Below are 20,120 nucleotides of genomic sequence, written 5' to 3'. Positions count from 1 at the left end.
AGATACTGAATCTGCGGGAACAACAAATAGGGGAGATGGAACCACAACGAGGAGGGAATCATGGTTCGTCTTCAGGAATTCAATTGGTGGAAAATTCTATTAGGATTGGCAGTGCCCATTCAGCTCTTTGGCTGCGGAGAGGGCTTTCAAATCGCAACTCAAATTCAACACTCGTCTCCGTCGGAACAGTCTTTTGCCGGTGGACGAGGGGGATCTCCCAGCCAAGGAGGAAGTAAGAATCAACTAGACCCAAATAAACTGCTTCTCCCCTCCGACCTCACCGGCGGCGGGATCACCCAGTATCAAGCCACAACAAACTTCGATGGCACTGACATTCATCTTCTCGGCGCCCAAACCAGTGGCAAACGCATTTCATACCCTCGACTTATCCACGATCAAACTTCAAAGCGAAATTTCCTTATCGTCCACACGGGTGCCAACTGGCCCTACAAAGACAATGTGAACTCTCAAGGCTGCAGCGAGGGCATGAGGACAGTCAGACTCCTTGAGTCCTCAAGCGAAGGACTCCACAACTTTCGCCTTGCCACCAATGTGGATGTGGCCTGCGGCCATCGAGTGGAAAATGCGGATGGCTACATTCACAACCGCCGACTCTATGTCCCCTACGTCGTGGTGGGTGACAAAGACACCTGCCAATTTGACGGTGATCCCAACCAATCCCTGCCGGCCAAACCGGGGCAAGGAGGTAAACGCTGGCAGATCCGCATCAAGAGAAGTAGCGACATCGACAAAGGAAGTATCCAGTTCTCTGGTTTCGGCGGCAAAGACTACGGCATTGTCAATGAGATCTGCGTCCACAACAGCGTCAATGGCGGCGATGATGGTAAAGGTACAGCCGAGCCCTTTGTCTTCAAAATCAGCGGCAATGACATTTACTTGGTCTATGCCGATGAAGCGACCGCCCACGAGAAGAGCTGTGGCCAAGTTATTCGCCTGGCCAAGTTTAACATGACTACCAACAAAACGGTGCTCGACAAAGAAATCGGGCATTGCCCGGGACAGGGCCGGCGCGATGGTATGGCCGTTGTCCTCCGCCATCCCAAAACGCAAAAGTACCACATGACTTTTGAGTCCCTTGGCGGCGGAGAAGATCAAATTATTCTGATGGATTCGACGGATGGCGTGAACTGGTCCAACCGGCGGGCCATGATTGGCGAAAATGCCTTGGGGGCCCAGGCCGTAGGGCTTCCCTATCTCAAAAATTACGACGGGCAGATTCTCCTCGCTGCAACCGAGGTCTACTCCAATCACACCAAATACCGCATTCGGTTTCTCGATGACCAGGGGCAAAAGATACAAAAAATCATCACTCTCGACGAGCGCAAGTACAACCCGGGCAATCTTCCTGCCGGAGCTCTTTACTGGGGCAATATCGAAGTCATTGGCGACCGTGTCTATGGAACTGGAGCGGCATTAGCCGGGACCCCTTTGACTTTGTTCTCTCGTCCACTGGCAAAACAATCCTCAACCCCACCTCCAAGTCAGGTGCAGTTGAGCTGGGACAAGATTGAAACCGCCGAGTATTCATTGGATCTTCGCCTTAAATCCGGCCAGATGATCGGCAACTGTGTGAATGCCTATCACATGAAGATGAAAACCAGTCACTTGTTTAAAGGAGATTGCCCTGACAACCCAATTAAGGAGGTCGACCTCTCCCAAGTCACCCACATCTACATCCACTCCGCTCTAAACGGCGAATGGAAGAACCCGGAAAAAAGGCGAAAGGCAGTTTCACCATACACGGGACAGAGCCACATCCACCTGCAGTTTCGCTAGGCTTGGATCAAAAGATTCTCCTCGCTCTGCAATCTTCCGAATCCCTCCCCGAGCCCCTTCGTGCACCTATTCGGGACGATCGGTAGCTAGAAATCTCAGAGTTGGCTCAAGAAAAGAGCACATTCAGGGGCGTGCCCGAAGTTCTGCCACTCAGTCATCGGCGGCTATACTTTTCTGGCTGACAGAGATCTGATCTCTATATGTAACCTCCCGGCAGAAGTCGACCCGGGGGAAAGACATACATTGGGGGCTGCTGGGGTACTAAATACCCTCCTGGATTTGGATTGATAGGAATTCGGGGCAGGATTGGATTGGTGGCTTCCGGCTCTTCGACCTCAACCCACCGAGGAGTCATCTTCAGCAACATGGATTTTCGCTCACCAGAACCTAAGACAGCTATAGTGCTCGTGTAGAATGAGGGGCCAATCTTGAAAAACTTGATCCTTCTCCGCCCTTCCAGGTAGGAAATCAATCCCTGCTGAATGCCGTTATCAAAGTTTGAATTGGGCATGGGCGGGAGATTCCACTTACCAGCCAGCTTGTCATAGCAGGTTAGGTAATCGCCCTTCTTTCTCCTACTTTCCCTCCGTTCAATATTGACGTAAACGCAAGGGAAGCCTTTATCCTCGATTGAAGACAGGCCCATATATTCATCAACCTGTCCAAACCATTTGGCATTTATAAAGCGGAATCCTGATCCTTCTCTCTTCATTACCGCGGAGAACATTTGAGAATGTTGGCCGTTACCGACCAGATCCGGCAGTCCATCCCCATTGAGGTCCACCCAAGCAAACCCCATCATGTAGAGGCCATTTTGGTAATTTGCATTGGCTCCGCTATTGGAGTACCTGCGCCCCATTTTTCCACCAAACATATTCAGCCCACTCGAATGAGTACGATCAACGGTCGTACCATTTGGGCTGATTTCTAGGAGAGTCGAATTGGACACCCAGTTAGAATCCCCATAGGAGGCAAACATACACAGGACATTTGCCGCCGAATAAAAGCCAAGTTTCGTACACCGAACTCCTCTCCCCAGAATGCTCAGATTCAAAACTCTTGATGTCATGCCAGACTGACCATTTGTTATCAGGACCTGTTGACTCCGCCCAAACCAGCTACTGCCACCTACAAAGCCAGGGTTACTCTGGATGGGACGCACCATTGAGACCACAAAGGACGGACGATTTGCCTGATTTCCTAGATAAACCACGTCAAAATCCGTGGCAATCGCCAGGTCATCGTTGGAAAGCTTCACCGATCTTGAGGACCCATTCCCGTAATAGAAAGTTAGATACTTGGGACGGAGGATCACTCGATCCCCTTTACCATCTTGATCTATATCGAGAAACTCAGCCCCTAGGGCAAGGCGCCTTAGTTGGATCTCCTGAGCTTTGGTAAACCCGGTCAATTCTTGATCGCGGATCTGACGAACCCCGACTCGTAAAGACAGGACGGTTGAAAACAGCTGGTCCACCCTGGCCACTCTCTCCCGCTCTCCCTCTTGAGACTTTACCTGATATTCAGAACCACATCCCAGGCTTGCTATCATTAAGAAGCTTACGAACAATAGTCGGAAACAAAGGGCACTTCTGGCCCCTGGCAATTGGAATTCCATGTATCCCTCCCCCGAAGTCAATGGAACGCGATTAATATGTAAGGGCTTTGAACGTACGAGTTGGGTCCCTAGGGTTGATGTTCTTTTGATAGCTTCCCACATCAAGGTCAGATAAAAAACCGAAGTTTTTGTCGCGATTTTCGCGGCAGTTAGAAAGCGGCTCTATCTGTTTCCTTAGAAAAACCTTTTGTTAAAGCGGACCGTCAAGGCACTCGAATCCTCACTCTCGCGGGTAAGAGAGAGAAATACGGAAGAGCTGCGGTCAAGGTTCTTGTGGGACTGAATTTCTGTAAGTCCCTCATCTTCAGTGTAAGTAATCCCTCCGCTCCATTTGTTTGGCCTGCTGTAGTCAATGGAGAGGCTTCTGTACTCCTGGTCTTCCTTAAAGTCTTCATCAGCCGGGGTGAAGCTGTAACAAGCAGCTGTCGAGTATTGGCTGTACCCTGAACCTCCAGTATCCGTTGCACAATCCTCCTTAGCACTCAACTTCAATGCCGCGACTCTCGTGCGAGTCACGGCTGGGGTGATGGTTAGCTGGTCTTGGCCAATACTGATGCCGATGGGAATTCTGGTTTCATCTTTGATCGAAGCCAAGTCTGCCGACACCATTTTCTCTAGCCCTAAAGAGAGCCGGCCAACCCTGCCCGAGGCCGATGCATGAGCTGCAATCGAGCACCAATTGCCATTAAAGGTGTCTGCCTCAACACCTCCGCCAATGCTAAAATTGGGCCGGCGAAACTCGCCGGATATGGAAAAGGGGATATCACTTCCCTCCTCCGTACCATAAAATTCGCTTGGGACCTGGCGAATATCGTAGGACCGCTCCAAATCTGGCTTTACCACAACTTCAAAGTGACTTCCCTCTGGCGATCGGTAGCCAATTCCTAAGATGGCGTAGGTCTCAACCGTGACAACTCGCGTGTTCTCCTCACTCACGTCAGCTAGGATTTGCCTGTTAATTGCACTGCTGGTTGCGCCACCACAGTTGTAAGTCCCGCTTGATGACTTGGTGTCTGAACCATCCTCTGTAACATGAGTCAGAGACAAACTTGCAGACAGTTCATCACAGGACACTTTTACCGACTTGACGGCGACAACAAGCTCAGCTTCCCGCTGTTCGAGACCGTAGGCCACATAAAATCCCGAGTTCTTGCCCAATGGGGAGCGCAACAGAACCACCTCCCCTTCTTTTTCGATTTTCCCAATAAGAGAGGCTGACAGACTGGCCTTGAGCTCCACATTGCCATTAATGATCACCGAACCTGGCGGGGCGGTCTCCTCAATTCCATGTTCCTTAAGTATGTCATTTAAGGCTTGGGAGTAATCCCAAGTGTGGGTGCCACTGGCACCGACCGTGGCCTGACCAAGGTGGCCGTCCACCACTCGGGCGTAGAGCAGGTCGTAGCTCTTCACTTCAACCTGCGTGCCACCGGGTAATTGAGCAGATATTAAGGTCTCCTCGCTTTCAGCCAGAGAAAACTGAGTGCCAGACACTGGGATCTTACGACTACTTGAAGAGTATCCCACCGCCAACTCTGCAGTCGGCTCGGGATCGGCCGCATCATTGCCCCTTCCCCATAGAGAGGTGGGCATCATCCCCCATAGAACGAGGAGAAAAGCCAAATTGCGAATAAATCCCGGGTACTTCACTCATCCTGATCGGTCCACGGGTGCATCCATATAATGCCGACGGACCGGATTCGGACCTAGGACTAGCCCCTGCTATCTGGACCCTCTGCCAGGCTCCACATTCTCGCTGGGCAGGTCCTGCTCAGCTGTTGCCAATCGGTCCCACATATAGCGGTATTGCTTTTTGAACTGATCCACTACCTGTGGGATTGAGATCAGATAGTAGTTTTCGTAGTTCACAGAAAAGGCGTTGCCGGTGAAGTTGCCGGCGCCAGTAAAGACCTTGTCCTGTCTGTCTCCAGCATAATCAAAGATGATAAACTTGTTGTGATGGAGTTGCCGCTCCCAGTGATTGGTCTCCATGTACTTAAGATCCAATCCCCGCCGCTCCAGGCGTTTAAGGTTACGGAACTCACTGGGAGTGTTGGGGCTGATGTCCTCGCCATTGGTGCCCTCCCAGTAGACATCGTCATCAGCAATCAGCCTAGCCGAAAACCCACTCTGCGCCAGCTTATCCCGAAGCACGCGCCTGAGACTGCTCAATGAAAAGCGATGAGTGGCCATATCCACGCTGCGCGCAGCTTTTAGGTTGTCGACAATGGCTTCTTCGGCCTGTTCTCCCTCACCCGGAACCAAAAACACTTTGATGTCAGATTCTTCATCCGCTGCGATCGCCCGCCGACAATTCTGAATGTATCGGCTATAGGCTGAATCGCTTCGGCCATAATCAATCATGCCGTTCATCAGACACTTGTGGACCTGGGCAAAGTAAGTTGAAGCATGGGTGGTCACAAAGTGCCAGTTCTCATGGTGAGTGACCGTCCCTGAGGACAAATTAGCACTGGCGTAGGCCAACTGATATTTGGCTTTAGAGCCAGGATTGATAATGATTAGTTTGTTGTGGGACCACAAAATACCGCCCTCATGACCGCGAGTGAGAAAAGTGGGGCCTGGCCCACCACCACGAGGGCGACACTGTTCAAGCTCTTTGGCCCGGGCCACTTTTCTCTCTTGCTCTTCAGGAGTTCCCACTGGCGTGTCGATGGAAAAGGTGATTTTTACCCCACGCTTAGCAGCCTGGCAGAGAGCCTCTGCCACCCGACCGTTGGAGAAGGATAGGAAAGTAAAAAAGATCTCCTTAGTCTCAGGGCTATTGATCCACTCCAGGATCTTATACTCAGGACTCCCTTTTCGTGCAGCCGACCTACTCGCATCAGATGACGAACAAAAGGCATTTTTGGGTTTTGCCCGCAGACTCTCACCCGAGTTACTGGTGACCCCACGAGGATAGTAATAGGTTCGACAGGAGGGGTTGGTGAAGCGCAGGTCATAATCAAAGAACTCCGAGTCCTGAAGTCTCGCCCCCCATGCACTCATGCCTTGGGAAAGTCCCACCAACACCAATAGACATAATTTGATCATCTTGCCCCCGCCCATTTTGTGTGTCTGATTCGACAGGCGGAGCCTAACCCAAAACCCCCTCGCGGGGGAGCGGCAGAGGCCCATTGTAATAAAGTTAGGTTTTCCATTGGCTGACTATCTACTTTTTTGGATGCAATTGGCTATTGTGGGTTGGTCCTGACCAATCCACAATAGCCAATTGCATCCAAAAAAGTAGATAGTCACCTCAACGACGGAACCCTCAGCGTCGAAGATGCTGCAAAAGAGCCGCTGGATCATCGGTGATAATGCCGTCGACGCCCATTTTAATCAGCCGATCCCAGGCAGAAGCCTCATTGACCGTCCAGGGAATCACCTGAATTCCCTTACGCTGCAAGGTCTTCACATCAGACTCAAGAATCCACTCATGATTGGGCGAAATGATATCGGCACCAATCGATTTGGCAAGAACCAGCATATCTACATGGTTGTAGGCGATCAGCAGGGCTGTCTTGATCTTGGGCTCCAATTTCTTGGCCGCCACCAGAGTTCGATCATCAAAGGACTGTATGGTTACCCTGGAAATCAAATCGTAGGATTTAACCAACTCGACCACCAGACGGGCAAACTCCTCCGGAGTCGGAGTGAGTTCCGCATAGGCCGGGACGATTTTGGTTTCGATATTAAACTTCACCGATTTCGCCTGGGGGAGCTTTGAGTTTTTCACCATCTCAAAGACCTGAGACAGCCTGGGAATTCTTTGCCCGGGCACGGGCTTTTGCTTAGCAAACCCGGGATGCTTGAGGGTACCACAGTCGTACTTCTGCAATTCATCAAAGGTGAGCTGGCGAATGAGAATCTTCTTCTCCGGATCTAGCTTTTTACCTTTAGGCCCCAGGCAAATCGCCGGATTAAGAAAAGGGTCGTGGGACACGACAAGAACATTGCCTCTAGTCACGGCCAGATCCAGCTCCAGAGTATCGACTCCTAAGCCGAGGGCATACTCAAATCCCGCCAGGGTATTTTCTGGATAAATGGCTCTTGCGCCCCGATGCCCCTGGACCTCAATGGTTCTCACCTTGTCCTTCGCCTCAGCCACAAAACTCCCAATAACTATCGTAAGGCACAGCAATTTGATAAGCCGACCCATGGCATCCCTCCGTCGGTTCCCATCACCTTTTACATTCAAAGAGTATCAACCCAAGACCAGGGACTGCCAAGGAGTTAAATGGCCATCAATGACAATCTGAGGGGCCGAGTCACAGGGTTTAATCACCTCGCCAATTCCCAGCGCCGCAAATAATGAATGCTGCGGTCGAGAAATGGGCAGTTCGAGGCTGGTGATTTTGAGTGGTCGAGTTGAAATCGGACCATGGTTGACTTCAATCAGAGTGGGAATGCCCTTAAGAAAGAGCCAGGCCGTATTGTGCTGCCTCGTATGCTCACTGACAGGATGTAATTGCCATCCGGCCGCTTGAGCCTCAGTGATCGCAGCTTCTAGATCCTTCACATCAATGGCAATATGGTGCAATCCCGGTCCCCGCTTGCTCAAGGCCCTTTGGTAGGGCCCATCGGCAATGGCTTCGAGCAGGAGCAAAAGACCACTCTCGGTCTCATAGCTTCCTACGTAAACTTCCTTGGTTCCCTCTCCCGGAAAGCTTTCTGGCTCTCCACAGACGATCCCGAGGCTCGTTAGGTGGGCTGCCGCATTTTCGACAGACGGGACTAGGAAGGCAACGTGACTAAGGGTAGATTCCATAAGAGAACTCTATTCGCATTCCGAGTGAGATTCAATATAATGGCTGATGACGACGGCTTAAATTGACCGAAAGGGTGAGTCCATTGAGCGACAGGCAGAATGACTATCGAGAAAAGGCCTTAAAAATGTACCCGTGGGTCTGCGCTGCCTGTGGGCGGGAGTTTGATGGTAAAAACCTTCGGGAGCTAACCGTCCACCACAAGGACCACAATCACGATAACAACCCTCTAGATGGCAGCAATTGGGAGTTGCTCTGCATCTACTGCCACGACAACGAGCACTCAAAACTGCGTGTCTACGAAGCCCGGGAAGAAGAACCAGCCACAAAAGCGGCAGAACAAAAGACAACTCACACCCATAAGGCCTTTGCGGGACTTGACGACCTTATCAAAAAGAAGAGAAAAAACTAGAAATTAGGCGCCTGCCACCTTGCTTAGGTACCAAGTACCTTTTTTCCACGCAGTGCGTGGCAAAATGGGACTTGGTACCTAAGCGGTGAATTTCCCAGAGATCTCTCTTAGAATTGAGCCATGATTTCTACCAACACCTTAGAAACTCTGTACCAAGACAAAGATCTTTGCATCATCAATAAACCTTCTGGGTATGTCGTCCACAGAACAAAGGGTGCTAGCCAGTTTCCAGCAGTTTTGCAGACACTCAGAGATCAATTGGGTCAAAGGATCTATCCTGTCCACAGACTAGACCGGGGAACTTCGGGGTGCTTGGCTTTTGCCCTCAGCTCTGAATCCGCCAAAAAACTCCAATTTGAACTCCAGTCTGATACGGCCATTAAAAAGTATACCGCTCTTTGCTTGGGACACCTGGAACCTGAGGGCCAATTTGACCGAGAGCTCTTCAACGAAAACAAGGTCAAACAAAAGGCCCTGACTAGATATCGAGTTTTGCAGTCATTTAGCCAGTACAGTCTCTTGGAATTACAGATTTTTACTCGGCGGAAAAACCAAATTCGCCGCCACCTCTCCTATGAAGGCCATCATCTTATCGGCGATGTCCAATACGGCAAGGGCTGGCTCAATCGGAGGTTTCGAGATCAGTATGATTTCCACCGACTCTTCCTTCACTGCCACTATATTTCGTTTATCCATCCTTACACAGGAGAACGACTCCAGCTCAGCTGTGACCTCCCCAAAAGGTTGCGTGATCTTCTGTCACAGCTCGATTGTGCTTAGGTGCCTAGGTACAGGCCTCATTACGCATTTTTAGAATACGAAGAAGACCGCCGGCCAACATGGCTCGTTTGACAATGTTGAACGCCAAATCAGCGCCCTCTGCATCACAATCAAACTGCTGATAATTGGAATAAGCTGCCAGCTTGCCTGATCTAATTTGGCGGGAAATGGAGCCTTAGAGGCGGGGCATTTACAGCAAATATTTACTGTAAATTTTAGTCGCTCAATGATAACCCCTTATTCCAAGGGGTTCAATTTGCCAACCGATTCAAGAGATTTAGACATTAACATTTTTCGATTATTTGAAGAGTCCATCGACCTACTTTGTGTGGCCGATGTGGGAGGATTCCTTCGTCAGTTCAATCCGGCCTTCGAAAGAGCTCTGGGGTATTCCCGAGAGGAGCTTCTGAAAATTCCCTACATGGAGCTTCTCCACCCGGACGATATGGAATCGACATTGGAGGCAGAACAGAAACTCCGGTCCGAGCAAAATGTGGAGTACCTTGAAAACCGTCTGTTGTGCAAAAATGGCGAATACAAATGGTTGGCCTGGACGGCCGTACCTGATCTCAAATCCAAACTGGTGTTTGCCGTGGCCCGAGACATGAGTTTGGCTGAGGCTTCAGCCGGTCGCATTCGCAAAAGTGAAGCTATCTTGAAAAGAGTCGAGGCCCTCACCAGAATGGGCCACTGGTACTGGAACATTCAAAACAGTGATTTGTTTTGGTCATCAGGGACCTATGAACTCTTCGGCGTCTCTGAATCTGAGTTCACCCCTTCCTTTGAGGGCTTTTTAGAACGTGTGCACCCAGAGGATCGGGAGATGGTGGTGGCTGCCGTTGAAGAAACTGTAGCTAAAGACTCGCCCTACGACATTGAGTTTCGCGTCATCAAAAGCAATGGCGAGATGATCTACACCAGGGCCCAGGGGACCGTCCTGCGGAATGAAGATCAAATGCCCCTGCAAATGATGGGGACCATTCAGGACATTAATGAGAAAAAGAAACTAGAACTTCAACTACGCCAGTCGCAGAAAATGGAAGCTCTGGGAACCTTGGCCGGAGGTATCGCCCACGACTTTAATAATATTCTGGCCATCATCAGAGGTTTTTCTGAAAACATCAGAGACAAAGTTGGGGACTCGTCTCAAAGCGAAATCGCCAGGTCGATTGATTATATTCTCGAAGCTCAGGAACGGGGCAAACGCCTGATCGATCAAATATTAACTTTCAGCCGCAAGGAATCGGGCAAGCGCGAACCCCTTGTTCTCGCTGAGGCGGTCAAGTCCGCAGTCAACACCCTTAAGGCGACAACTCCTCACCACATAGAAATCCGCTCGAAGCTCGAAGACGGGGGATTGCGCGTCCTGTCCGACCCAACGCAAATTCACCAAATCATTTTCAACGTGTGCAGCAACTCATGTCAGTCGATGGAGGAACGCGGAGGGGTGATCGAGATTGGTCTGGAGAGAGACTCTTTGGACTCTCCTCACCTTTCTGGCTCGACACCCTCAGTGAAACTGACCATAAGGGATAATGGATTGGGAATCCCCGAAAACCTCCAGGACAAGGTGTTCGATCCCTTTTTTACGACCAAGGAAGTTGGCAAAGGAACAGGCCTTGGCCTTTCTGTGGTTCACAATATCGTCAAAAACCTCGGTGGCACGATCAGTCTAAAAAGTAAAACCAACCAAGGAACTCTCGTCACAATTTGCCTGCCAACAACGGATGAGTGTCTACCTGATCGCAACGTCTCTAGATCCGAAACTCCGCCCAGCTCCAGGCACGGACATATACTTGTGGTCGAAGACGAACCCCATTTGGCTGAACTCTACCAAATGAATCTCGTAAGTCTGGGCTATGAAGTGACGGTGATCAACAATGGTATGGAGGCCTCAGAAAAACTTCATAATGAGCCTGACACCTTTGATCTGGTGATCACGGATCATGCCATGCCCCTTATGACCGGCAAACAGATCATCAGCCAGATCCAGTCCCTTCGCCCGAGTCTCCCAGTTATTTTGGCCTCTGGATACGGAGAGCTGATCAAGTGCAGCTTTGAAAACGACGTAGGTGTGCGGAAGTTCCTCCCAAAGCCCTTTGGCTTTGAGGACCTGCGTGATGCCGTTGCGGAGTGCTTGGGATCCCTAGAAGCCCAGGTCTAGTCCCCGCCCCATCGCCATCAATTCCCGATGAGCGAAAACCCAGATGTATCGATCAGTAAGGGGTCACTCTTTGGATTTGAATTCACCTGCCAAGGTACGAAAAAGCTCGGCCAACTCATCCTTGCTCATTTCTTTTTTGGCAATGGCTATCATGGCATCATAAAGGCGATCTTCTGCGGACGGAATCTCGTGGCCATTTACACTCAAAAAGGTCAATGCGGCGACAAGCCCAGTTCGCTTATTGCCATCGACGAAAACCTGATTTTCGGCAATACAATATGCCAGAATTGCCGCTTTTGTAAATGCATCTGGGTAAAGGTCCTCACCCCCAAATGTTGCTTGGGGTTGACTTACCGCACTTGCCAGACCTTCCTGGTTGCGGACACCAGGCTGTCCACCAAAATGAGCCAATTGCTCCTGGTGGATTTCCCGGACGTCATCTTCATCGAGATAAATGTAACCGATCACCTTCGCTGCCATGATTACTCAGAAAGCTTCTTCAAGATTCGAGCTTGGTCCTTGGTGACCTTCTTGGCGGCCTTCTTAATCATTTCCTTTTGCTCAGCGCGAGTGAGCGGCCGCAAGCGAATTTCACCATTTTCAATGTTCAGAGCAAAAACCGCGTTCTGATCATCTGCTCCTACAAGTTCCAGTATGGTTTTCTCCAATATAACTCCTTGAGAGTTGCCAATCTTCCTCAACGGCAAAGTCTTCATTCCTCATCTCCGGTATGTTATAACATAGGTATACCCTAATTATACCCTACCTACCGGGCACCACAACAACTATATTCTTCGTAAAATCAGCAATATAGCCCGAAGCTTAGACAGGGACTCGGCCATTTCACTCAACCGCTCCCTTCGATCTCCCGTGATTGCAAGGAGAGGGACAGCCCCCTCATCACTGTGAAATGGATCCTAGGCTTTTCAGGGTCGAGATTCGGACCATCGGCCCCCTGCTTTTTGATCTCCCAGAATACCACTAGTGAATCTCGACAATGGAGATCTCCGGCGGCACCAAAAACCTGACGGGAATAATGCTAGTCCCTGTCCCAGGATTAACAAACATCTGCTTGTCGCCCTCTTTGATATGCCCAATGGCAAAGCGCTCGCCAAATTTTGACGGAACAATCGGTCGCCCAATGATGGGAAGGTAAACCTGGCCCCCGTGGGTATGCCCAGCAATAGTCAAAGATACTTTATCCGGTACCATAGGAAAAATATCTGGGTTGTGCGTAAACAGTAGGACTGGCTCGTCACCTGTCACTTTCTGAAAGGCACCAATGATATCTGGACTCCCAGCCATCTCATCATCAATTCCCACGAGCCAATACTGCCCCATAAAAACCGCTCGATTAGTCAATACGGGAATTCCCGCTTCCTCAAGGGCCCGGGTCACCTCCCCGGCATCCAACCAATGATCATGGTTACCCAATACGGCAAAAACTCCGTCTTTGGCTCTCAACCGAGACAACTGTGGCACCATCTCCTGAGGAGCTACATACGTGCCCCCTACAACACCATGAATAACAAAATCTCCGGCAATAAGAATCAGATCTGGCTGAGATTCATTCGTGGCAGAAACAATCTCCTCAAGTTTAGCCAGTCCATTATAGGGAGATCCCACATGAAGATCTGCCAGAACGGCCACTCTGTAACTGCGGCCAATCCAAGGCTCCACATCGATGGAATAGGTTTTGATGTGATGCCCATGGCCCGGCTCATACCAGAAACCCCAAAGACCAAAAAAAAGCACCAGCGAAATTCCGACTATCCCGACCAATTTAGACTTCATTAATCCATCTTAGTTTATCTACCAAGTATGGTAAAGGATTTGGACTCAAGCGCCTGTCGAAAGCGCAGGCTGAGATTCCAGAGGGGAAACAATTTTGGATATTGACGACCGAGACTCTCTTAGCTTTACAGGCTTGATCACAATTGCCAATAAGGACTGGGTGGATCAGATTTCGATTCGGTCCCGCTCAACACCTTCTCGATAGTCCTTCGCTAGGACTCGGTCATCTACCAAGTCCACTCGAACAGGAAGGTCAGACTCCTCTAAAGCCTCTTTAATTGATCCAATTTCGCCGAGAGTAAAGGATTCACCATCTTCGGCAGCAAAGAGGATGTCCAAATCGGAAAACCGCACATGGTCGCCCCTCGCCCGAGAGCCAAATACCCACACTTGGGCACCCTTCGATTTCAGTGGGTTTACCGCCAGGTCCAGGACTAACTTCCAATGCTCGTCGGAAAGACCAAACTTCATTGAGTCTGCAGCGCCTTAAGAAGTTCATATCCCTCGGGCAGAAACTGCTCTGCAACCTCGAGAACTTCTTTGGCGATTTCCTCATCATAGGTGTGAGAGGTCTTGTTGCGGGCATCAATGAACTTAAACCACCTCTCGGGGTCATCGATGAGACCAGCACGGGCCATGTCTCTGATCGCCGGTTTGGGAGCAGAAGTCATTAGGCCCAAAACTTTCATTGAGGTTTTCCAGCTCAACTCCACGCAAAATTCAAATCTTTGGATGACAGAATCGCGAAGCATCTTCTGTACGTTGACATCTTGTTCGGCTATGTAGGCATCAAAGGATTGGTGCATTGCCTGGAGGGCTTTCTGGAACTGGACAACTGAAGCCATATTCTAGCGCCTAAAATTGGCGGGGTGGACGGGACTCGAACCCGCGGCCTCCGGCGTGACAGGCCGGCGTTATAACCAACTTAACTACCACCCCGCGTGTGTGGAATGAGGGAGCAATATAACGGCGGGCCAATCGGGATTCAACCTCTAATTTCCAGCCTTTAGCAAAAAAATTGCAGACGAGTGGGAAAGCCCAATAATCAAGCAGCTGGGAGAGGACAAACCCACTACCTTCCGAATAATGCCCGATAAGTTCTATGATATTAACCATTTATAAAATTTCCCTGAAGAGCATTGGGAATGCTAAAATAGTACCTTCCTGCGCGAGGACGGAAACCCCTGATGAGTTGGAGCCCCTTAAAACTAGCTGAACTATTGCCCTTGGTGGCGGCAAGCCTTCTATGGGGCCTACCCACGCCCGGCCTTGTCGGTCAGGCAGGGACCGCAAGGGCTGAGACCTCGCAACACCAGGGGCTGTCGTGCAATCAGCTTCATGGTGGCCTGGGAGAGGGACTCAAAGGCCTGGCTCAGCACTGCGCCGACGTGGACAATCTTCTCCCCGATCTGACGGCCGGTTGTGCGGCCATCGGCAGTTGTGGCAAGACCAACAACCGCAATAAATTTAAGCCGCAACCGAATGACAAAACCAAGTTCGCACAAAGCGGTGGTTGCGAGCAAAACCTCAATTGCCCTGAAGGCACACAACTGGTTTGTTCCAAAAAATACTCCACCAAAGTGTGCATGGACATCGACCTCAAAAAAGATGCAAAGGGATTACCTGAGGGCAACTTTAGCTATCACAAGTGCCAGGACTACTGCCGATCGCGTGGGATGAGACTCCCCACTAACAACGAGTGGCTGCTGGCCTCGGCCGGAACCGAAAGCAATCTCTGCCTCTACCCCGATGCGGTTTATCCCATAAAAAAGGGTGCACCGATGAATGACCTCTCGGTCAACCAACCACTTAGGGTCCCTCGCCCGGGCTGCGTGTCCATCTACAAAGTCCGCGACATGGTTGGTGTTCTTGGTCAATGGGTGGAGGGCACGTTTAAAAACTCCAAGGGACATACGAGAGGCCAATTCAATGGCGGGCTCTGGCCGCAGAAAGCTTCGACCATCTTTTATCGGACGGTCGCCCACGGGCCTGGCTACTCGGATTACTCCATTGGCTGTCGGTGTGCATCCTCCCCTTAACAACCCAGGTGTTTAAAAACTTGCCACCTGAGTGACCAAAATCGGTCACCCTCAAGACAAATCCCCATAGATTTCAGCTCATTAGGCCATCTGGTTGCAGTAGTTAAATGCATCGACTGGCACGGGTAGCAGGATTGAACCTGATGAGGAGGAAGACCCTATGAAGAAGAGTGTAATAACCATCACCCTATTGGCTCTGGTTGGATTTCAAGCCCAAGGCTTTGAGGGGCAAGAAGATGCCGTAGCCCTTAAAAAGCAACGCTTAGCTCAGGCCTATCAGTGCTTAAACTCAATGGCCGGCAGCAATCACTATCCGGGCTCGGACAAAGGGAGCTCCCTCAAAGACTACGACATGCCCATCTACACAGGTCAGGATAAGCCATTACTCTACCCGGTTCGCAAGGAAGGTAAAATCACCGGCATCATGGCGGTGACCAAAGATGATGTGAAAGTCTACACTCACTACACCGATGCCCAGGGAGTTAAGCGCCACATTCAAGATCTTGAAAGGCTCGACGCCGCCGAATGCGATACTGAGGTGAAGCGCCACAACCTTAAAGTCCCAGGCACTCCAGACCATTCGAAGGTCTCTTACATCCCTGGCTACCACCCCGTTCATTCGATTGATTTTGGTGCGGCCTTTGTCACGGCCATTGGCCTTTTAGCCGTGATGGAGTCCGGCTCTCGTGGCGTCTATGTTGAGCCAGATTCCGGCTCATTGCTTTCTCGGGCAACTGTCATTACGCTTCAAGGAGCGGTCACTCCTGATCACACGCGCACCCTTCATTCGCCCAATCGTAAATCGAAGATCCGCGACTGGGCTTATGAGCACCAGACAGGAGCTCGCATTTACAAAGACAAACCCGCCAAGACCTGCACACACCTAAAGCGGGAGTCCTTTACCATCGCCGATCAGCCGACCATCAAATTGGAGTCCGCTGATGTGATTCCGGTCTCTGAGGATCGCCTTCAGGTTTTGGAACTTGCCGTCGACCTCACCATGACCCATGTGAACGTCCACAAAGAACACAGCATCGGCAGCGAGCAGTTTGTCACACGGCTACGCAAAGACTGCGCTCCCTACGACTCGGCCCAAAAGGTGGCAGGCATCCTTGATCCGTCTGCTCCCCAAACTGGAGAGTCGGCAACTCGCCGTCGAGTCGCAACCGAGGGCTCACGCTAAGGTGACAATGCTGTGAGGCTATCGACGTCTATGGGAATAGGGCGAATTGGATTTCAACTTGCACTTGGCTTGTGGCTACTTCTCAATGGAGTTGCCCAAGCAGTTCAGGTGCGATGTGTGGATCATCTCAGCTCGGGAATCCTAGGCGGGGAATTGGGCTACGGTGCTGAGGTCAATACCACTTACTACTCCCCTTACCGAAATCTGCTTTTCCTTTCCGATGGATCTGGCACTCGCTTTGGTGTTGCCGACGGACGAACCTTTGAGGGCGCTATGAGTCTGGGGCAAACTGTGGCCCGTACCTATCCTGAAAAACACGTAGTCTCAGGAGACTTTATCATTGAAGGCCAGACTCAGACCGGCAACTATTGGCAACGCCACGTTGACAACTCCCAACCTCTCCCCTTTGGCGACAACCAGTTTCAGTTTGTGGGCATGCGCAAAGGCCTTTGCTTGTGCTGCAGGCATCAGCCTTGCGGTGGATTTTCATCCAAACACGAAGCAACGAAGGCCTTCTTTTTGGAAGTCATTCGCGTCCTTGACCTCAATGACCCCAATAGTCTTGCTGTTTTGCATGGACAAGAGTTCTCAAACCCTAAAGTCGTTGAGCGCTGGAAGAGAGTAGCCGAAGAGCTTGAACAGCAATATCCCGTCAGATTCATCTTTGGCTTTGCCCCCGAGGGCTGGGGCTTTCACCATGGGGAGCACGGCCCATTTGCTAAACCTGTTAAGGAGATAAAGGCATCGACGCCTTCAGAACTCAATTCGCTCTTTATCGTACCCCTCGGTTTCACCGGGGAGCTCCCAACGCCATAACCTAAGGTACCAAGTCCCTTTTTCATATGCACCGCATATGAAAAAGGGACTTGGTACCCAAACAGTCTAGTTAACAAAAAGCAGCCCTCAATGCTACTCTACCCAGGCAATGGCGAAGCAGTTTTCATTAGAACACTTTTTAGAGCCCCTTATGGACAACCCGTCTTATTTTTCGAAAAGGATGTTTGGTGGACTGTCCATTTACTACGAAGACCTGATGGTCCTGGTGCTAATGGAGTCCCCAGAAGATCGTGAGTGGCGCGGCACCAAGTACAGCTTTGACCTTTGGAATGGAGTTATGATTTGCACAGATCGGGAGCGCCACCCAGAGCTCCATGAGTCCTTCAAAGGCCTGATCAGCCACCCCGTTCTCGGCAAGTGGCTCTATCTCCCCATGAGTGATCTGGCCTTTGAGAGTACTTTTTCAGCCCTTGTTGAAGCCATTGCCGACAACAGTCCATTGATCGGCATTGCCCCGGGCACCCGATCCAGAAAGAAGGCCAAATCAAAGGCCCGCAAAAAGAAGACCCCTGCACTAAAGGCTAAGGATATCAAAAAACCTCCAGCAAAAAAATCTTCTGTTCGAAAGACAAAGACCACTAACAAGCCTAAGAAGAAAAAACGAACCTAGGCACCTAGACCTAAAGCTAAGGCCAAACTGAAGATTATTTCTAACATATGTGGAATTACTGGCAATACTCTCCGACAATCACAATTGTTTCCAAAATTTGGGAAACAATAATCTCATGTGTATGATTTCAAGTACCAAACTACCTTGTTTAGATCCCATTACCAGGCTTGCCCAGACATTCTAGAGAGTCATAAGAACAAACGCCTCTGGCAAATGAATCTATTTAGATTCTCAGCCTTCCGGCGCAACCCTCATCACCAAAGTCAACCAGGTTACGCGAGGACCCTCTTCGAGACTCCGCTCAACTACGTCGAAGCCAAGAGATGCCACTAGACTCTCGAAATCTTTTTGGGACCAATAACAAAAGTATCTTCCATCATCCAAAGGGATTTCTCTCTCCTTTATGCTCACCATGAAGACTCCATTTGGTGAAAGCTTTCCCTTTAGGTTCCGCAGACAAACCCTAAGTTCATCTTTGCTCAAGTGATGAAGAGAGGCTACGGCCCAAATGCCATCGTATAATCGTGGAAGTCCAAAAGACTCTCTCAGATCAACTTTTACGAGAGTTGATCCGGGGGAGTTCGCTTGACTAAGCTCCAGCATCTTGTCGGAGAAATCCAGGCCAGTACACTCATACCCAAGTTCACTGAAATACTTTAGATCTCTTCCTGTTCCACAACCAACATCCAATACTACTTTACCTGACAAATGCCTCAAAAATAGCTGGTAGAGGTGACTCAAATCCTTCCCTCGATTTCTTTCGATGTATTCCTCCCATTTTTCATCATAGTACTGCCGAGTTCCCTCACTCATAACGAATTCTCCTTGTTGCCACCCTAGGCAGGTAGGTTTGCCTCTCCTCATCAGTGCGAAGATCAAACTCACTAAAACCTTGCAGCAAGGCTAACTCAGATAGGGGGTTAATGGTCCTCTGATAGCACTCTTCGAGAATTCGGTGATTCAGAAGTTCAGCTTCATTCTGAACATGAAGGTCCGAAATGTAGCTCTGGACATAGCTCTCCCACTTCTTCCGAGACAACCCGTCCCTGAGAATTCCAAGAGCGTCAAACTGAATTCTTACGAGCCTTTCAAGATAAAACTCGTCTGGGATCTTGTTGCTCTTTTTGCTGTTGAGTCCAGAAGGGACAGGAACCAGGTTCCAAGGCTGATTATGAGCCACAAATGACCATGGCAGATAATGATCCAAATCCCATTCGGTAGTTTTAAGGGCCTGGCCACTAAAAATGCATCTTAGATCAATTCTCTCGAGAACCGCCTGCCAGATTCTTCTTTCTTCGGTAAGTGCCGATCGTACCAGTGGCGCACTGAGCTTTTGAGACAAGGCCGGGCAGCTAGGATTTCGATTCTGAAGATAACTCAAAAACTCCCAATAGCCCCATCCTTCAACGATTGAGATATTAGTTTTCAAGTAAGCTAGCCATTCCCTGTGGATTTCAATTGCACAGTTCTCTATATTGAACCGATACAAAATCTTTCGCTCATCGAATAGTCGGTTCGCCACATCAACAATCACTCGATGCAGCTGTCCCTCGGGCACGCCTCTCGCCTCCTCCTCTACAAAAGGGCGGACAAATCTAAAGGGAACATAATTCAGGAGAAAATCGAGACTAGCCTTTTCACTTACGATTTGCCCTACGGCTTGAAGACACAGCTCGCCAGTGACTGGACTGCCCTCCAAATCTCCCCAATCAATTCCATCGATCAACTGTCCGATCTTGTCCTGGACGCCAAAGGACAATTTAAAATAGATCCGTGGATACCATGCAATTACACACATTTCTTTGGCGAGCTCAGATAACTGAATCTCCCCTGCCCCAAACCTTGTCCGCTTTAGGTGCCTTAAGATGGAAAGAAAGAAAAGATACTTGTAAGAATTGGTCGTTTTTAAAAAAACGCGACTGAGTCGCTCCACCGGCAAACCTGATTTGGCTGGCAATGATGGCACCACGTTAACCCCTTCTGAGATCTCCTTAGAAGATTATCAAACTCACTGAGTTTAAGAGACTTCCCCATTTCAGGCAACACTTAGGCTTGTTATGGGGCGCCGGACCGATACGCTGAGTTTCCGATCATCCATTAAGCTGACGATAGTTGAAGGA

At 50.0% G+C, this 20,120-nt stretch carries 20 protein-coding genes and 1 tRNA gene; 8 read left to right on the top strand and 13 right to left on the bottom strand.

Features of this window, described 5'->3' with window-relative positions:
* Positions 1-60: 60 nt before the first annotated feature.
* Entirely contained in the window at positions 61-1,797 is a 1,737-nt protein-coding gene (locus H6624_02530) for a hypothetical protein (GenBank protein ID MCB9083187.1), read from the top strand.
* 196 nt (positions 1,798-1,993) lie between these two features.
* Here the strand turns inward: H6624_02530 and H6624_02525 are convergent, their stop codons facing one another.
* From H6624_02525 to H6624_02505, 5 genes are all read right to left on the bottom strand, one after another.
* Complete coding sequence (locus tag H6624_02525) at positions 1,994-3,415, bottom strand: hypothetical protein (protein MCB9083186.1); 1,422 nt, start codon at positions 3,413-3,415, stop codon at positions 1,994-1,996.
* A gap of 174 nt (positions 3,416-3,589) precedes the next feature.
* Entirely contained in the window at positions 3,590-5,065 is a 1,476-nt protein-coding gene (locus H6624_02520; protein MCB9083185.1) for a hypothetical protein, read from the bottom strand.
* A 72-nt stretch (positions 5,066-5,137) separates the two neighbouring features.
* Entirely contained in the window at positions 5,138-6,466 is a 1,329-nt protein-coding gene (locus H6624_02515; GenBank protein ID MCB9083184.1) for a hypothetical protein, read from the bottom strand.
* Positions 6,467-6,686: 220 nt separating this feature from the next.
* Positions 6,687-7,574: a glycerophosphodiester phosphodiesterase gene (locus H6624_02510; protein MCB9083183.1), complete on the bottom strand. Its 888-nt coding sequence runs from the start codon at positions 7,572-7,574 to the stop codon at positions 6,687-6,689.
* 45 nt (positions 7,575-7,619) lie between these two features.
* On the bottom strand, positions 7,620-8,183 hold the full coding sequence (locus tag H6624_02505; GenBank protein MCB9083182.1) for a VOC family protein: 564 nt from the start codon (positions 8,181-8,183) through the stop codon (positions 7,620-7,622).
* 62 nt (positions 8,184-8,245) lie between these two features.
* Between H6624_02505 and H6624_02500 the strand changes: the two genes are divergently transcribed.
* The 3 genes from H6624_02500 to H6624_02490 all read left to right on the top strand — a co-directional run bounded on the left by H6624_02500 (position 8,246) and on the right by H6624_02490 (position 11,537).
* On the top strand, positions 8,246-8,593 hold the full coding sequence (locus H6624_02500; protein ID MCB9083181.1) for an HNH nuclease family protein: 348 nt from the start codon (positions 8,246-8,248) through the stop codon (positions 8,591-8,593).
* Positions 8,594-8,713: 120 nt separating this feature from the next.
* Positions 8,714-9,373, top strand: a complete 660-nt coding sequence (locus tag H6624_02495; protein MCB9083180.1) for a hypothetical protein — start codon at positions 8,714-8,716, stop codon at positions 9,371-9,373.
* Positions 9,374-9,629: 256 nt separating this feature from the next.
* Positions 9,630-11,537: a PAS domain-containing protein gene (locus H6624_02490; protein ID MCB9083179.1), complete on the top strand. Its 1,908-nt coding sequence runs from the start codon at positions 9,630-9,632 to the stop codon at positions 11,535-11,537.
* Between the two features lie 63 nt (positions 11,538-11,600).
* On the opposite strand, the gene H6624_02485 is transcribed toward H6624_02490, so the two are convergent.
* The 6 genes from H6624_02485 to H6624_02460 form a co-directional block, all read right to left on the bottom strand.
* Positions 11,601-12,005, bottom strand: coding sequence for a type II toxin-antitoxin system death-on-curing family toxin (locus tag H6624_02485; protein MCB9083178.1), 405 nt, complete (start codon positions 12,003-12,005; stop codon positions 11,601-11,603).
* A 14-nt stretch (positions 12,006-12,019) separates the two neighbouring features.
* Entirely contained in the window at positions 12,020-12,253 is a 234-nt protein-coding gene (locus tag H6624_02480; protein MCB9083177.1) for a hypothetical protein, read from the bottom strand.
* A gap of 265 nt (positions 12,254-12,518) precedes the next feature.
* Entirely contained in the window at positions 12,519-13,331 is an 813-nt protein-coding gene (locus tag H6624_02475; protein MCB9083176.1) for a metallophosphoesterase, read from the bottom strand.
* A gap of 165 nt (positions 13,332-13,496) precedes the next feature.
* Positions 13,497-13,802, bottom strand: coding sequence for a nucleotidyltransferase domain-containing protein (locus tag H6624_02470; GenBank protein MCB9083175.1), 306 nt, complete (start codon positions 13,800-13,802; stop codon positions 13,497-13,499).
* Positions 13,799-14,176, bottom strand: a complete 378-nt coding sequence (locus tag H6624_02465; GenBank protein ID MCB9083174.1) for a nucleotidyltransferase substrate binding protein — start codon at positions 14,174-14,176, stop codon at positions 13,799-13,801. The genes H6624_02470 and H6624_02465 overlap by 4 nt, the downstream gene beginning before the upstream one ends.
* Positions 14,177-14,193: 17 nt before the next feature.
* Positions 14,194-14,270 (bottom strand) — tRNA-Asp (locus tag H6624_02460).
* Between the two features lie 248 nt (positions 14,271-14,518).
* Between H6624_02460 and H6624_02455 the strand changes: the two genes are divergently transcribed.
* The 4 genes from H6624_02455 (at position 14,519) to H6624_02440 (ending at position 18,000) form a co-directional block, all read left to right on the top strand.
* Entirely contained in the window at positions 14,519-15,370 is an 852-nt protein-coding gene (locus H6624_02455) for an SUMF1/EgtB/PvdO family nonheme iron enzyme (GenBank protein MCB9083173.1), read from the top strand.
* A gap of 160 nt (positions 15,371-15,530) precedes the next feature.
* Positions 15,531-16,553, top strand: a complete 1,023-nt coding sequence (locus H6624_02450; protein ID MCB9083172.1) for a hypothetical protein — start codon at positions 15,531-15,533, stop codon at positions 16,551-16,553.
* A gap of 12 nt (positions 16,554-16,565) precedes the next feature.
* Positions 16,566-17,369: a hypothetical protein gene (locus tag H6624_02445; protein MCB9083171.1), complete on the top strand. Its 804-nt coding sequence runs from the start codon at positions 16,566-16,568 to the stop codon at positions 17,367-17,369.
* Positions 17,370-17,520: 151 nt separating this feature from the next.
* Positions 17,521-18,000: a hypothetical protein gene (locus tag H6624_02440; GenBank protein ID MCB9083170.1), complete on the top strand. Its 480-nt coding sequence runs from the start codon at positions 17,521-17,523 to the stop codon at positions 17,998-18,000.
* Between the two features lie 231 nt (positions 18,001-18,231).
* Here H6624_02440 and H6624_02435 read toward each other — a convergent pair whose 3' ends face one another.
* Both H6624_02435 and H6624_02430 read right to left on the bottom strand, forming a co-directional pair.
* Positions 18,232-18,813 carry a class I SAM-dependent methyltransferase gene (locus H6624_02435; protein MCB9083169.1) on the bottom strand — a complete coding sequence of 194 codons (582 nt, stop codon included), beginning with the start codon at positions 18,811-18,813 and terminating at the stop codon, positions 18,232-18,234.
* Positions 18,806-19,966 carry a hypothetical protein gene (locus H6624_02430; GenBank protein MCB9083168.1) on the bottom strand — a complete coding sequence of 387 codons (1,161 nt, stop codon included), beginning with the start codon at positions 19,964-19,966 and terminating at the stop codon, positions 18,806-18,808. The genes H6624_02435 and H6624_02430 overlap by 8 nt, the downstream gene beginning before the upstream one ends.
* Positions 19,967-20,120: the final 154 nt, after the last annotated feature.

Source organism: Pseudobdellovibrionaceae bacterium (assembly GCA_020635075.1).
Lineage (GTDB): Bacteria > Bdellovibrionota > Bdellovibrionia > Bdellovibrionales > UBA1609 > JADZEO01.
The sequence above is the reverse complement of the archived record's forward strand: the minus strand, read 5'-3'. Positions and strand labels throughout refer to the sequence as shown.

Excerpts from the sequence above, each read along its gene's own strand:
- H6624_02530 (MCB9083187.1), top strand. The coding sequence starts at position 61 with ATGGTTCGTCTTCAGGAATTCAATTGGTGGAAAATTCTATTAGGATTG.
- H6624_02525 (MCB9083186.1), bottom strand. The coding sequence starts at position 3,415 with ATGGAATTCCAATTGCCAGGGGCCAGAAGTGCCCTTTGTTTCCGACTA.
- H6624_02515 (MCB9083184.1), bottom strand. The coding sequence starts at position 6,466 with ATGATCAAATTATGTCTATTGGTGTTGGTGGGACTTTCCCAAGGCATG.
- H6624_02510 (MCB9083183.1), bottom strand. The coding sequence starts at position 7,574 with ATGGGTCGGCTTATCAAATTGCTGTGCCTTACGATAGTTATTGGGAGT.
- H6624_02505 (MCB9083182.1), bottom strand. The coding sequence starts at position 8,183 with ATGGAATCTACCCTTAGTCACGTTGCCTTCCTAGTCCCGTCTGTCGAA.
- H6624_02495 (MCB9083180.1), top strand. The coding sequence starts at position 8,714 with ATGATTTCTACCAACACCTTAGAAACTCTGTACCAAGACAAAGATCTT.
- H6624_02480 (MCB9083177.1), bottom strand. The coding sequence starts at position 12,253 with ATGAAGACTTTGCCGTTGAGGAAGATTGGCAACTCTCAAGGAGTTATA.
- H6624_02475 (MCB9083176.1), bottom strand. The coding sequence starts at position 13,331 with ATGAAGTCTAAATTGGTCGGGATAGTCGGAATTTCGCTGGTGCTTTTT.
- H6624_02470 (MCB9083175.1), bottom strand. The coding sequence starts at position 13,802 with ATGAAGTTTGGTCTTTCCGACGAGCATTGGAAGTTAGTCCTGGACCTG.
- H6624_02465 (MCB9083174.1), bottom strand. The coding sequence starts at position 14,176 with ATGGCTTCAGTTGTCCAGTTCCAGAAAGCCCTCCAGGCAATGCACCAA.
- H6624_02455 (MCB9083173.1), top strand. The coding sequence starts at position 14,519 with ATGAGTTGGAGCCCCTTAAAACTAGCTGAACTATTGCCCTTGGTGGCG.
- H6624_02450 (MCB9083172.1), top strand. The coding sequence starts at position 15,531 with ATGAAGAAGAGTGTAATAACCATCACCCTATTGGCTCTGGTTGGATTT.
- H6624_02440 (MCB9083170.1), top strand. The coding sequence starts at position 17,521 with ATGGACAACCCGTCTTATTTTTCGAAAAGGATGTTTGGTGGACTGTCC.
- H6624_02435 (MCB9083169.1), bottom strand. The coding sequence starts at position 18,813 with ATGAGTGAGGGAACTCGGCAGTACTATGATGAAAAATGGGAGGAATAC.